Origin of the sequence: Roseateles koreensis (assembly GCF_028595305.1) — a bacterium.
Lineage (GTDB): Bacteria > Pseudomonadota > Gammaproteobacteria > Burkholderiales > Burkholderiaceae_C > Paucibacter_A > Paucibacter_A koreensis.
On sequence record NZ_JAQQXS010000009.1, the window covers coordinates 19,913 to 32,659 of the forward strand.

10 protein-coding genes are annotated in these 12,747 nt (G+C 62.4%); 6 read left to right on the forward strand and 4 right to left on the reverse strand.

Translation table 11 applies throughout. The annotated features are described in order from the left end of the window. Nucleotides 1–10 precede the first annotated feature (10 nt). Nucleotides 11–1,252, forward strand: coding sequence for a glycosyltransferase family 4 protein (locus PRZ01_RS11190; protein WP_273596878.1), 1,242 nt, complete (start codon nucleotides 11–13; stop codon nucleotides 1,250–1,252). Here PRZ01_RS11190 and lplT read toward each other — a convergent pair. After that, nucleotides 1,224–2,522 carry a lysophospholipid transporter LplT gene (gene lplT, locus PRZ01_RS11195; RefSeq protein WP_273596879.1) on the reverse strand — a complete coding sequence of 433 codons (1,299 nt, stop codon included), beginning with the start codon at nucleotides 2,520–2,522 and terminating at the stop codon, nucleotides 1,224–1,226. The genes PRZ01_RS11190 and lplT overlap by 29 nt on opposite strands. A 643-nt stretch (nucleotides 2,523–3,165) precedes the next feature. On the opposite strand from lplT, the gene PRZ01_RS11200 reads away from it, so the two are divergent. Beyond that, entirely contained in the window at nucleotides 3,166–5,142 is a 1,977-nt protein-coding gene (locus PRZ01_RS11200) for a hypothetical protein (protein ID WP_273596880.1), read from the forward strand. Nucleotides 5,143–5,217: 75 nt separating this feature from the next. Here the strand turns inward: PRZ01_RS11200 and PRZ01_RS11205 are convergent, their stop codons facing one another. Both PRZ01_RS11205 and PRZ01_RS11210 read right to left on the reverse strand, forming a co-directional pair. Further along, nucleotides 5,218–5,781: a DUF1415 domain-containing protein gene (locus tag PRZ01_RS11205; RefSeq protein ID WP_273596881.1), complete on the reverse strand. Its 564-nt coding sequence runs from the start codon at nucleotides 5,779–5,781 to the stop codon at nucleotides 5,218–5,220. A gap of 67 nt (nucleotides 5,782–5,848) precedes the next feature. Next, the gene (locus tag PRZ01_RS11210; protein WP_273596882.1) at nucleotides 5,849–7,048 is read right to left on the reverse strand and encodes a M20 aminoacylase family protein; all 1,200 of its coding nucleotides are present in this window, start codon (nucleotides 7,046–7,048) and stop codon (nucleotides 5,849–5,851) included. Nucleotides 7,049–7,186: 138 nt separating this feature from the next. Here PRZ01_RS11210 and PRZ01_RS11215 point away from each other — a divergent pair, with 138 nt between their 5' ends. From PRZ01_RS11215 to PRZ01_RS11225, 3 genes are read left to right on the forward strand one after another with little or no spacing between them, the layout of a single operon-like run. Beyond that, nucleotides 7,187–9,241: a molybdopterin-containing oxidoreductase family protein gene (locus PRZ01_RS11215; protein ID WP_273596883.1), complete on the forward strand. Its 2,055-nt coding sequence runs from the start codon at nucleotides 7,187–7,189 to the stop codon at nucleotides 9,239–9,241. A 5-nt stretch (nucleotides 9,242–9,246) separates the two neighbouring features. Beyond that, the gene (locus tag PRZ01_RS11220) at nucleotides 9,247–10,371 is read left to right on the forward strand and encodes an aminopeptidase (RefSeq protein WP_338111467.1); all 1,125 of its coding nucleotides are present in this window, start codon (nucleotides 9,247–9,249) and stop codon (nucleotides 10,369–10,371) included. 3 nt (nucleotides 10,372–10,374) lie between these two features. Further along, nucleotides 10,375–10,713: a polyhydroxyalkanoic acid system family protein gene (locus tag PRZ01_RS11225; RefSeq protein ID WP_273596885.1), complete on the forward strand. Its 339-nt coding sequence runs from the start codon at nucleotides 10,375–10,377 to the stop codon at nucleotides 10,711–10,713. Between the two features lie 59 nt (nucleotides 10,714–10,772). Here PRZ01_RS11225 and PRZ01_RS11230 read toward each other — a convergent pair whose 3' ends face one another. Further along, the gene (locus tag PRZ01_RS11230) at nucleotides 10,773–11,024 is read right to left on the reverse strand and encodes an acyl-CoA-binding protein (protein ID WP_273596886.1); all 252 of its coding nucleotides are present in this window, start codon (nucleotides 11,022–11,024) and stop codon (nucleotides 10,773–10,775) included. Nucleotides 11,025–11,242: 218 nt separating this feature from the next. On the opposite strand from PRZ01_RS11230, the gene PRZ01_RS11235 reads away from it, so the two are divergent. Beyond that, a complete protein-coding gene (locus tag PRZ01_RS11235) occupies nucleotides 11,243–12,697 on the forward strand; it encodes a wax ester/triacylglycerol synthase family O-acyltransferase (protein ID WP_273596887.1) in 1,455 nt (484 codons plus the stop codon). The last annotated feature ends 50 nt before the right edge of the window (nucleotides 12,698–12,747 follow it).

The following is a 12,747-nucleotide window of genomic DNA, read 5'->3' on the forward strand; positions in this document are numbered from 1 at the left end:
CATGCGAGGCATGAATACTGCTCAAGCTGAAGGCATCGTGGTGGACAACCTGAAGGCGGCGCAGCGTTCCCTGCGCATTGCCTTTGTCACCGAGACCTACCCGCCTGAGGTCAACGGCGTGGCCATGACCATTGCGCGCATCGTTGAGGGGCTGCATCGGCGCAACCACGATGTTCAGCTGATTCGGCCGCGCCAAGACGGCAATGAATCGGCCGAACGCAGCCCGCGATTTCATGAAGTGCTGATGCGGGGGCTGCCGATTCCGCGCTACCCGAATCTGCGCATGGGCGTGCCGTCGAAACGCGCTCTGGTTCAGCTGTGGTCGGTCAACCGGCCCGACGTCGTGCACATCGCGACCGAAGGCGCATTGGGCTGGTCTGCTTTGCAAGCAGCGCTGCATTTGAAGTTGCCGGTGTGCTCGGACTTTCGCACCAACTTCCATGCCTACAGCCGGCACTACGGCATTGGCTGGTTGTACAAACCCATCATGGCTTACCTGCGCAAGTTTCATAACCGCACGCAATGCACCATGGTGCCGACCGAGGCCTTGCGGCGCGATCTCGAAGCGGGGGGGTTCAAGCAATTGACCGTGGTGTCGCGGGGCGTAGATACCCAGCTGTTTACACCCCTGCGGCGCAGCCAGGCCTTGCGTGAGCAATGGGGCGTGGCGCCGGATGATCTGGTGTGCCTCTATGTCGGCCGCATTGCCCCAGAAAAAAACCTGGCCACCCTGACGGCGGCGTTTGAGGCCATCTCGCGCCAGAACCCCCGCATCCGCCTGGTGGTGGTGGGTAGCGGGCCCCAACAGGCTGAACTTCAAGCCCGTTGCCCTAACGCGATATTTGCCGGGCAACGCAAGGGGGAAGATTTGGCGGCGCATTACGCCTCGGGCGATTTGTTTCTCTTCCCCAGCCTGACGGAAACCTTTGGCAATGTCACGACAGAAGCCATGGCCAGCGGCTTGGCTGTGGTGGCATTCAACTACGCCGCAGCAGCGCAATTGATTCGCTCCGGCGACAACGGCGTGCTGGTGCCCATGGACGACCAAGACGCATTTGTGCGCGTCGCTGTGAGCGCTGCCGCCGACTTGGCTGCCTGCCGCGCCATGGGCGTGAAGGCTTGCACAACCACCAGTGAGCTTGACTGGGCCAGCATCGTGGCCCGGTTTGAAGGTGTGCTTGAAGCGGTGATGGTGCGCGCCGCGGCGCCACAGGCCTTGCCGCTCAGGGCGACAGCGCGGCGGGCGGCCTGAGTGCTTCTTGGCGCTCTTGTTGATCCTGCCGGCTACGTTTGCGCTCCCGGCGCATCAACAAAGCCATGGCGGCGGCAATGCACAGCCCGAAGCCGACCATCACCGTGGTGATCGGCAAGTCCAAAGCCAGCAGGGCGGCGTAAGTGCCCAGCATGCCGAGCACGCTGGCGTTCTCGTTGAAGCCTTGCACGGCGACGGAGCGGCCTGCACTCAGCAGCACAAAGCCGCGGTGCTGTAGCAAAGCATTCAAGGGCACCACCAGCAGGCCGCCGACCACGCCGACCAAGACCAGCAAGGGCAGGGTGACGCTCAAGTGATGCGTCAGCCCGACGGCAGGAATCAATAGGCCCAGGGCCACGCCAAACACCAGCATGCGTTTGGCCGCAGCCAGGGGCACCTTGTGCCCAGCCAGCGCCGCGCCGGCAATTACCCCCACGGCCACGGCCGCCTGCAAGAAGGCGGCGCGGTCCAGCGCCAGGCCCAGTACATAGGCCGCCCAGCGGAGCACCGCAAATTGCAAGGTGGCACCTACGCCCCAGAAAATCGTGGTGACGGCGAGTGAAAGGCCTCCCTCCCGGTCACGCCACAGCGTCAGATTGGCGCGCCAAAAGTCGCGCAGCAGCGCAGGCAGGTGGAGATGGGCGGTGGGGTAGCGCGCGCCGCTGTCCGGGATGCCGATGTTCAGCAAGCTCGCCGCCAGGTAGACGCCCATCAAGGCCACCATCGACACGCTCAGCCGGCTGCCCTGGATAAAACCGGCATCGGCCAAGCCTTGCAGGCCCTGCCCGGCATGATGAATAAGCTCGCTGCCCAGCAAGGCTGGGCTGACCAACAGGCCGCCCAGCACCATGCCGGCCAGGGCGGCAAACACCACCGACACTTCGATCCAGGCGTTGGCCTTGACCAAGGCTTGAGCACAGACCATCTCGGTGACCAGCCCGTACTTGGCGGGGGCATAAGCGGCTGCCCCAAAGCCGATGATGGTGAAGGCGGCAATGGGGTGCAGTCCGGCCAGCAAGCCCAAGACGCCAAGCATCTTCAAGCCGTTCATCCAGGCCATCAGGCGGGCCTTGGGAAAGGTGTCAGCCAGCGGCCCGACAAAGGGCGCCAGGAGCACGTAAGACAAGGTGAAGCCGAACTTCAACAGGGGTGCCCACCAGCCGGGCAGGCCCTGCTCTTGCAGCAACGCGATGGCCACGATCAACAGGGCGTTGTCTGCCAGGGCCGATGCAAACTGCGCTGCAATCAGCAGATGAAAACCAGGAGGCATTGCTTCTTCTCGTTGTTGTGGCTGTTGCAGTTGCTGTTCTTGCTATTTGCCGGCGCATAGGGTCTCAAGTCATGAGCGTGACAGATGTGCATGAAATCGCGGTGACATTGCCCTGACGTTGAAACTCATCAGACTGCCCATGTGTCTCATCTGACAAGAATGCCTGCCGAAACTGCCCTCTGATTTGTGCGTTTTTGCACGCAGTCAGTTTGAATTTGCAAGTACCAATGAGCAGGGTTTATTGGTCAGTATCTGGTCAGATTCAATTTCCTACACTGGGGCGCACAGCCTGAGAACCCCTCTGCTCATGGCTGGCAATTGTTTGATTCCTTCGTTTTTGCTTTGTGTCCGGCGTTGCGCTTGATTTACAAGTTGTTACACCAAGTCCCGTTAACTTTATTAATCTCAAGTCGTTGTCAACATCGTTCGGTGCCGTGCTGGGCGAGTTTTAAAGCCGATCAAATAACTTATTAGATGTGCGTCGTATGTTCGTTACATGCGCGTTATTTCATGAGTCTGGTTCTGAAACTCCTCCCGATGCAAAAACCGGATGCTCGCAAAGGCTTTCGCTGCTGTGGTGCGCTGCCACGGCGGGTCTGCTGATCGAGGTCAACCCCATCGATTCAATCAAAAGGTCCAAATCATGAACGCGACACCCCTGAAATTTGCGCTCGGCGCCATCACCTTGGCCACATTGGCAGCCTGTGGTGGCGGCGGTGGCGGTTCAACGGCCTCCACGCCTACGGCAACGGCGCAATCGGTCACCGTGCCGCTGATGATCAGCGACGGTGCCGCAGAAGACTGGGCCACCATTGGTGTGAAGGTCACGGCCATCACTCTGACCAAGTCGGACGGCAGCACCGTGCCGGTGACCCTGGGTGCCGCCTCGGTGCCTGTCAACTTGGCGCAACTGGACCAATTGGGCGATGTGTTGAGCAATGTGAGCCTCACAGCCGGAGACACCTACACCGGCGCCACGCTGACGATCAGCGCCAACCCGGGCGACGTGTCGTTGACGGTGTCGGCTGACCCGGAGTCGGGTTTCCCCGACGCGGCTGGCACTACCATTGCGGCATCCCGCATCCAGATTCAAGGTGCCACGGGCGCCGCCGGTGCACAGACGCTGTCGATCCCGGTCACGTTTGAAAAGCCGTTGGTCGTGCCTACCACCGCTGGCGCAGCGCTCAATCTGGAGGTGGATTTGGGCCACCCCGCCTTCCTCACCAACCATGCGGTGTCGGGCGGTTCCTCCATCTGGGCGGTGAACTTCAGCGGTCCGGTCAAGCACAAACCGGTGGACGATCTGCGACGCGTGGTGCTGCGTCATACCTACGGCGCGGTAACTAGCGTCTCGGCGGATAACCTCACGCTCAATCTGACCAAGGAATTGCCCACCGTGCCGGTGGTGTCGCCCGAAACGGCAGTGGCCACCACCCAGGCGATCGCCGTTCAGGTGGACGCCGCCAATGGCAGCTTGGTTTATGACTTGGACGCCAAGACGGCATCCTTGCCGATCAAGGACTTTTCCAGCGTTGCTGCCGCGCTGAGCGCTGGCAAGTTCGTTCGTGTGGCCACCCGCTACCAGCAAGACGGCACGCTGGTGGTCACCCGGCTTTGGATCTCCAAAGACTTCAACACCGTTTTTGTCAGCCCCGAGGGCCATGTGTTGCGGGTGAACTTGGCGAAGAACCAGTTGGTGCTGGCGAATGAAAACGGCAAGCCCGTCACCATTCAGGTCGACGACAAGACGAAGTTCTTCTTCCGCACCCCGGACAGCGCGGTGGCCGATGCCACGGCGATCGGTAGCGGCACTGCGTTCTTGCAAGCCAAGCAGTTGGTGCGCGGCTTCAAGGTGCATACCCAGGTGGTCGACCCGCTGGCCAGCCCCATGGTGGCGCAGACGGTGGACATTGAAACCGCCGCCTACGAGGGCCGCATTTCCAGTGTGACCAGCACCGGCTTCATCTACAGCAACCGTTTCAACACGGGCGGCGACGGCTACGACACGCCGCTGGGTTATATCGACGCTGCCTCGGCCAATGGCAAGGACGCCAACGGCGTGGCCATCACCGGCTTCAAGTACTGGAATGATTTGTTCCCGACCCTGGTCGACAGCGGCAGCAACGCGATCAGCGATTTTGTTGCAGCCACCAGCGGGTCGGTGAACTTCGGCGGAACGTCGGACGATGCGGGCAGCAAGGCCGGCATGTTCTACGCGCATGGCGTCAGCTATGCCCGCTGGGGTGACAAGGCGAACGCCAATGGCTGGTCCGTGCCCTGGGTGGTGCTGAAGCCCACCAACATTCCTGCGGCCACCGTGGCTTCGGTCTTGTCGGGCAACAGCTTCACCATCACGGCGGCGGGCGGCACCAAGGCAGTGACGGTCAATGTGAGCACCACCAAGGGCTCGGCCACGCTGGCCTACCAAGTGGATCGCGGCACCGGCAAAGACCAGGTGACGGTGAGCCCTGAAGACCTGAGCAGCTCTGCCGGCCTGACCGCCTTGACCAATGGCTTGGTGGTGGGCAACCGCATCAAGCTGTCGGCCGTGCCGCAGGCCGATGGCAGCTTGAAGGCTTACGCTGTCAGCTACTTCACCGGCACGCAGCCGCAGAAATAAGCGCTGAACTCAGCGTAGAAGTAATGCGTCAGCTGCAGGGCTTCGTTCGAGGCCCTGCGGCTTGTGCGCCTTGCCTCAGGCTTTGAGGCCCAGAGCTTTCCAGCCTTCCAGCCCGAGCTTTTCCAGCGTTTGCATATTGGCTTCGTAGATGGCGTCGGTGTCGGCCATGGTTTCGGTAGCGCGCTCAATGCTGCTTTCGCGCAGCAGGTGCAGGGTGGGGTAGGGCGAGCGGTTGCTGTAGTTGCTGATGTCGTCCACCTCAGTGCCCGCAAACTGGTAGCGGGGGTGGAAGCTGGCGATCTGCAGTTCGCCGTCCAGCTCAAGGTCTTCCACCAGCGCATCGGCGGCGCCCAGGAAGTCGTTGAAATCCAGAAAATCGGTCAACACCTGCGGATGGATCAGTACGCTCGTTTCGATCTCATCGGGGTCGGCGCGCTTGAGAAATAGCAGTTCATGCGCGAGTTCCTTCAGCAGGTCCTCGGGTGTGCTGGCGCTGCTCACCACATAACGCAGCCGTTGGTTGACATGCACGCTCTTGGCGAAGGGGCAGAGGTTCAGGCCGATCACGGCTTTTTCAAGCCAGGCCTGGGTATCTTGCTGGACGACTTCAGCGTTGATGTCGGGAGCGGTGTGGTTCATGAGATGAGGCGGGAGCACGGAGATAGAACCGGTATTGTCTGTCAGCCGGGCGCTTGAGTGGGTCCGCTCAGGCTTGGGGTTTGGACAACCAAGCCTGCGCCAACTGTACCCACATGCTGCCGCCCAGCGGAATCAGTTCGTCGTTGAAGTCGTAGCTGGGGTTGTGCAACATGCACGGCCCCATGCCGTGCCCGCCCACGCGGTGGCTGCCGTCGCCATTGCCGATCAGGAAATAGCAGCCCGGTATCTCCTGCAGATAGAAGCTGAAGTCCTCCGCACCCATGGTGGGCTCGAACTCTTGCACCTGCTCGGGCCCGACCAACTCGCCTAACAGCTCGCGGACGAATCCGGTCTCGCGCTCGTGGTTGATGGTGGGCGGGTAATTGCGTTTGAAGCGGAAGTCGCAACTGAGCTCAAAGGCTTCGGCGGTACTTTGCGCCACTTGCTTCATGCGCCGCTCGATCAGGTCCAGCGTCTCCAGCGTGAAGGTGCGCACCGTGCCCTCGATCACGCAGGCATCGGGGATCACGTTGGTGGCCTCGCCGGCATGGATGGTGGTCACCGAAATCACGCCCGCGTCGATCGGACGTTTGTTGCGCGTGATGATGGTCTGAAAGGCCTGCACCATCTGGCAGGCCGCCGGCACCGGGTCCAGCCCCAGATGCGGCATGGCGGCGTGCGCGCCTTTGCCGCGCAGGGTGATGAAAAACTCGTTGCTGGAGGCAAACACCGGCCCGCTCTTCACCGCGAACTGTCCGGCAGCCATGCCGGGCCAGTTGTGGGCGCCGAAGATGGCTTCCATCGGGAATTGCTTGAACAAGCCGTCCTTGATCATCTCGCGGGCGCCGCCGCCGCCTTCTTCAGCCGGTTGAAATACCAGATAGATGGTGCCGTCAAAGTCGCGATTTTTAGCCAGGTGCTTGGCTGCGGCCAGCAGCATCGCGGTGTGCCCGTCATGCCCGCAAGCGTGCATGCGGCCGGGGTAGGTGCTGGCATGCGCGAAGTGGTTGTGTTCGGTCATGGGCAGGGCGTCAATGTCGGCGCGCAGGCCCACGGCGCGAGGGCTGTTGCCACGGCCTTTGACGATGCCCACCACGCCGGTTTTGCCCAGGCCGCGGTGCACAGGGATGCCCCAATCGTTCAGGGCCTTGGCGATGAGATCAGCCGTGCGTTCTTCTTGAAAGCACAACTCGGGGTGAGCGTGGATATCGCGTCGCAGGGTGGCGATGCCAGGGGCATCGGCCAGGATGGAATCGATCAACTTCATGGGTCGCTCCGTTGTTGGGGGCCGGGCACCGCGGGGGTCGGCGGTGGGCTGTGTTTCGAGTTTACAGGGGCGGTGCTTCAGGGCTGCCCGCACCGGCTTGAAAGACCTTGGCGTGGCATCTTGTGCAATAGTTCAGGCATGCAATCCCTCGCTTCATCCCCCTCCCAAACGGTCGTCAAGGGCGCCTGCCCGCACGACTGCCCGGACACCTGCGCGCTGAAAGTCACCGTTGAAGACGGCCGCGTCATCAAGATTCAGGGTGCTGCCGACCACCCTAGTACGCACGGCGCACTGTGCACCAAGGTGTCCCGTTATGCCGAGCGCACCTATCACGCCGAGCGGCTGCTGACGCCGCTCAAGCGGGTCAGCGCCAAGACCGAGGCTCCGCGCTTCGAGCCCGTCAGTTGGGCCGCAGCGCTGGCGGACATCGCGGCCCGCCTGCAGGCCATCGCCGCGCGTGACCCGCAAGCCATCCAGCCTTACAGTTATGCCGGCACCATGGGCCAGTTGCAGGGCGAAAGCATGGCCGCGCGGTTTTTCAATCGCCTGGGCGCTGCGCGGCTGGACCGCACCATTTGCGCTTCGGCGGGCGGGGCAGCCCTGGCGGCCACCTACGGCCACAAGCTGGGCATGCACCTGCCGTACTTTGCCGAAAGCAAACTGCTGATCATCTGGGGCAGCAATTCGATTGCGTCCAACCTGCATTTCTGGACCTATGCCAATCAGGCCAAGCGCGCCGGCGCCAAACTGATCTGCATCGACCCGCGCAAAACCGAAACGGCGGACAAATGCCATCAGCACATCGCCCTGATGCCAGGTACTGACGGTGCGCTGGCCCTGGGCTTGATGCATGAGTTGATCGCCCACGACTGGCTGGATCATGCCTACCTGCAAGCGCATGTGGATGGCTGGGACGCCCTGCGCGCCAAGGCCCTGCAATGGCCGCCCGAGCGTACCGCCGAGGTGTGCGGCATCACGCCTGAAGAGGTGCAGAGTCTGGCGCGCGACTACGGCACGACGCAGCCCGCGGCGATCCGCCTCAATTACGGCATGCAGCGGGTGCACGGCGGTGGCAATGCGGTCCGCTTGATTGCCTTGCTACCTTGCCTGACTGGGGCGTGGCGTCACCGGGCGGGCGGCTTGCTGCTGTCCAGCTCGGGTTGGTTTGCACCCTACAAGAACACGGCCGCGCTGGAGATGCCTGAACTCTTGAACGGCGCCACCCCGCGCATGGTGAACATGAGCACCATCGGCGACGACCTGCTGCGCGAGGCCAGCGCCGGCTTCGGCCCGAAGATCGAGGCCTTGATCGTCTACAACAGTAACCCGGTGGCCGTGGCACCCGAGTCGGCCAAGGTGGTCAAGGGCTTTCAACGTGCCGACCTGTTCACCGTGGTGCTGGAGCACTTCATGACGGACACCGCTGACCTGGCGGATTACGTGCTGCCCGCCACCACGCAGCTGGAGCATCTTGATGTGCACACCAGCTACGGCCATACCGATGTGCTGATCAACGAACCGGCGATTGCGCCCCTGGGTGAAGCCAAGCCCAATACCCAGATCTTCCGCGAATTGGCGGCGGCCATGGGCTTTGGCGAGCCTTGCTTTAGCGAGTCGGACGAACTGCTCGCGCGCCAGGCTTTTACAGCCGAAATTGATTTTGCGGCCTTGCGCGCCCAGGGTTGGCAAAGCCTGCCTGTGCCCGAGGCGCCGTTTGCGCAGGGTGGCTTTCACACGCCCAATGGCCGTGCCCAGGCGGGGGGCGCCGACTACGTGGCCAACTACGAAAGCCGGGCCTCCAACCCCGTGCTGGCTGAACGTTATCCGCTGGCGATGATTTCTCCACCGGCGCGCAATTTTCTCAACAGCAGCTTCGTCAACGTGAAGAGCCTGCGCGACATCGAGGGCGAGCCCCTGGTGGAAGTACATGCCGACGACGCCGCCGCGCGCGGCCTGGCCGATGGCGCGATGGTGCGCGTCTTCAACGACCGGGGCAGCTATGTTTGCCGTGCACGCATCAGCAAACGCGCACGGCCGGGCGTGGTGAATGGCCTAGGCGTGTGGTGGCGCAAGCTGGGCGTGCAGGGCACAAATGTCAATGAGCTGACTCACCAGCGCCTGACCGATATGGGCGCGGCGCCCAGCTTCTACGACTGCTTGGTGGATCTGCAAACACTGCCCGTCGACGCTTGAACACGGTGCCTAGCCAAGAGTTGCCGGGCTCTTCGGGCTCTTCGGGCTATTGGCCCCGGCCTGTTTTAAAGGCGCAGGCCTGGGCGGCGGCGCTGAGCGTGCTGCTCGCCGCCAGCGGCTGCTCGGAGATGGCGTATTGGCGCCAATCGGTGAGTGGGCACCTGCAGATGCTGGCCGCGGCCAAGCCGGTGTCGGACTTGCTGGCTGATCCGGCCACGCCTGCGAAGCTGCGTGAACGTCTTGCCCTGAGCCAGCAGCTGCGGGACTACGCCGTGGTTAAACTGCATCTGCCCGACAACGCCAGTTATCGACGTTATGCCGATCTAGGGCGCAGCGCGGCGGTGTGGAATGTGGTGGCGGCGCCGGCACTGAGCCTGACACTGCAGACTTGGTGCTTTCCGGTGTTGGGGTGCGTGGGCTATCGGGGGTACTTCGAGCGGGAGGCGGCACAGGCTTTTGCACGCGAGCTGAAGGCGCAGCAACCTGACCTTGAGTTGATGGTGTACCCGGTGCCGGCCTATTCCAGCCTGGGCTGGAGCAATGCGCTGGGCGGCGACCCGCTGCTGAACACCTTTCTCAACGACAGCGAGGCGGATCTGGCGGGCTTGCTGTTTCATGAGTTGGCCCATCAAGTGGCCTATGCGGCGGATGACACGGCCTTCAATGAAGCCTTTGCCAGCGCGGTGGAGCGTCGGGGTGTTCAGGCCTGGTTGCGGGCGCACGCCCAGCCCGAGGCTGGCGAGGCGTACCGGCGCCGCCAACTTAGGCGGGAACAGTTTCGGGCATTGACGGCTCTCTACCGCGCCAAGCTGGGCGCTGTGTACACCGGGCCCCTGAGCGATGCAGACAAGCGCAGCGCCAAGTCAGTGCTGATGCAGGCCATGCGGCAGGACTACGCACGCTTGAAGGCAGACCAGTGGGGTGGCGACACGGCCTATGACGCTTGGTTTGAACGCGCCAACAATGCCAGCCTGGCGATCATGGGCGCCTATGCTGACCTGACGCCGGCGTTTGAAAATTTGCTGGATCGCCAGGGCGGCGACTGGCCGCGTTTCTACGCCGAGGTGCAGCGCTTGGCACAGCTGCCAAAATCCCAGCGTCTGGAACGATTGAGCGCAGGAGACAAATAGACCATGTCCGACATCCGTATTCACCGCGACCACTCCCTGGGCCTCAAGCGCGCCCGCGAGTTGGCCTGGACCTGGGCCGAACAGCTGGAGGCCAAGTTCGGCATGGACTGCACGGTGCTGGAGGGCAAGACCAGCGATACCGTGGCGTTTCATCGTTCGGGCGTCAAGGGTGAGCTGATCGTGGCGGCCGATCATTTCGACCTGCATGCCAAGCTGGGCCTGCTTCTGGGCGCCTTCAAAGCCACCATCGAAGGTGAGATCCAGCGCGAGTTGGACGCCTTGCTCGCCGCTGAGCAAGCGCCCGTATCACCGCCCAAAGCGACGAAAAAAAAGCCGCGCTGAAATCAAATTCAGAAGCGGCATGTTGAAGCGTCGCGCTGAGGTGCCGCGCGGCTGCTTGATTACTTCAGCGACTCGATCAGATCGATATAGCTCTGCTGGGCTTCTTCTTGTGTGTTGCCCTTGAGCTCGTTCCAGGCGTCCCACTTGGCGCGACCCACCATGTCGGTGAAACCGGGGCGCGAACCTTCCACATCGCCAGCACTTCCTTGCTTGAACAAGGCATACATCTTGAGCAACGTCATATTGTCCGGACGCTCGGGAAGTTGTTTGGAGGCGACAACAGCGGCGTCGAATTGATCTTTCAGGCTCATGGGGGCTTCTCCTTGATGTTGAATGCAGTTCGTGACAATTGCCAGGACCGGCCGCGATGTTAACGAGGGTTTGCACTGAAAAGAGGGCTGATGCCCTTCTTCTTGAAGTGTGGCCGATCTAAAAATGCGAGGCAATGAAGGTTCGGGCGCTGCCCGGGTGGCGACGTGGCCCAAGACGACGCGCGATGACCGGCTCGGGCACGAGAGGAAAAATGAGAATGGAGACGATTTTGGCGCCAGAACATGAACGCATGTCCAAGGTGGACACCGCGTGGCTGCGGATGGACACCCCGTCCAATTTGATGATGATCGTGGGCGTGTGGCGCATCCGCCCGAGCGTGACCCTGGCCGCCGTGCGTGAGCGCATCGGCACCCACTTGCTCAAGTACCCGCGATTTGGGCAACGGGTGGTGGATGACGGCTTGGGCGCGCATTGGATTGAAGACACCGAGTTCGACATCAACCGCCACGTGCCCGCTGAAACCCTGGCCCTGCATACCGGGGTCGATGCCGAGATGCTCTTGAAAGATCGGGTGGGCGAGTTGGCAGTGCAGCCCCTGGACCCGGCGCATCCGCTGTGGCAGTTTCATCTCGTTGAGGACATGGGCGACGGGTCGAGCGCCTTGATTGCCCGCATTCACCACTGCATTGGCGACGGCATGGCGCTGATCGCTGTGATGCTCTCCATCACCGACGGCGGGCGCGCGCCGCCCAAACGCAAGCAGCAGCCCCGCGACGACGCCGACTGGCTGTACGACCACTTGATGCGGCCAATCACCGGGCTCACCATCAAGGCGATTCGCATGGCCGGCGCGGGCATGTCCAAGTCCGTGGACCATTTGCTGCATCCGGTCAGCCCATTGAACCCCTGGGACAGCGGCCTGGACATGGCGCGCATGGGTTACCAAGTTGCGGCAGACGTGGCGGCCTTCGCTTTGATGGCTGACGATTCACATACCCGGCTCAAAGGCAAACCGGGTTTGCACAAGCGCGTGGCCTGGGGCGAGCCCTTGCCGCTGGATGCCGTCAAGGCCGTTGGCAAGGCCATGAACGCCTCTATCAACGACGTGCTGATGACCTGCGTGGCCGGTGCCATAGGGCGTTACCTGCACGACAAGGGTGACGCGGTCGAGGGCAAGGAAATCCGTGTCATGGTGCCGGTGAACCTGCGCCCGATGGAAAAGGCTTATCAGTTAGGTAACCGCTTTGGTTTGGTGCCGCTGGTGCTGCCCATCGGCATTCTCAATCCGGTGGAGCGGCTGTATGAGGTGAAGTCGCGGATGCGCAACCTCAAAGGCAGCTACCAGCCGGTGATGGCCTTCGGGCTGTTGTCGGTGGCGGGCCTGCTGATCAAGCCGGTGCAGCAGGCGATGTTGAACATCTTCGCCAAGAAGACCACGGCGGTCATGACCAATGTGCCCGGCCCGGCCGAGGCGCTGAACTTCTGCGGCGCCGAGGTGGAGCGGGTGATGTTCTGGGTGCCCCAGTCGGGCGATGTGGGGGTTGGGGTGAGCGTGCTCACTTACGCCGGCAATGTGCAATTTGGCCTCATCACCGACAGCAAGCTGTGCCCGGATCCAGACGCTGTCATTGCCAACTTCACGCCAGAATTCGACAAGCTGCTGATGCTGGCGCTGATGCTGCCTTGGGGCGACGAGGCTGCCGAGGAATGAGGGCGAGCCGGCGTTGAACGCCGGCTCGGTGCGCTTCGTCCCTCAGACCG

Coding starts and splice junctions, on each gene's coding strand:
- PRZ01_RS11190 (WP_273596878.1), top strand. CDS start 11: ATGAATACTGCTCAAGCTGAAGGCATCGTGGTGGACAACCTGAAGGCG.
- lplT (WP_273596879.1), bottom strand. CDS start 2,522: ATGCCTCCTGGTTTTCATCTGCTGATTGCAGCGCAGTTTGCATCGGCC.
- PRZ01_RS11200 (WP_273596880.1), top strand. CDS start 3,166: ATGAACGCGACACCCCTGAAATTTGCGCTCGGCGCCATCACCTTGGCC.
- PRZ01_RS11205 (WP_273596881.1), bottom strand. CDS start 5,781: ATGAACCACACCGCTCCCGACATCAACGCTGAAGTCGTCCAGCAAGAT.
- PRZ01_RS11210 (WP_273596882.1), bottom strand. CDS start 7,048: ATGAAGTTGATCGATTCCATCCTGGCCGATGCCCCTGGCATCGCCACC.
- PRZ01_RS11215 (WP_273596883.1), top strand. CDS start 7,187: ATGCAATCCCTCGCTTCATCCCCCTCCCAAACGGTCGTCAAGGGCGCC.
- PRZ01_RS11225 (WP_273596885.1), top strand. CDS start 10,375: ATGTCCGACATCCGTATTCACCGCGACCACTCCCTGGGCCTCAAGCGC.
- PRZ01_RS11230 (WP_273596886.1), bottom strand. CDS start 11,024: ATGAGCCTGAAAGATCAATTCGACGCCGCTGTTGTCGCCTCCAAACAA.
- PRZ01_RS11235 (WP_273596887.1), top strand. CDS start 11,243: ATGGAGACGATTTTGGCGCCAGAACATGAACGCATGTCCAAGGTGGAC.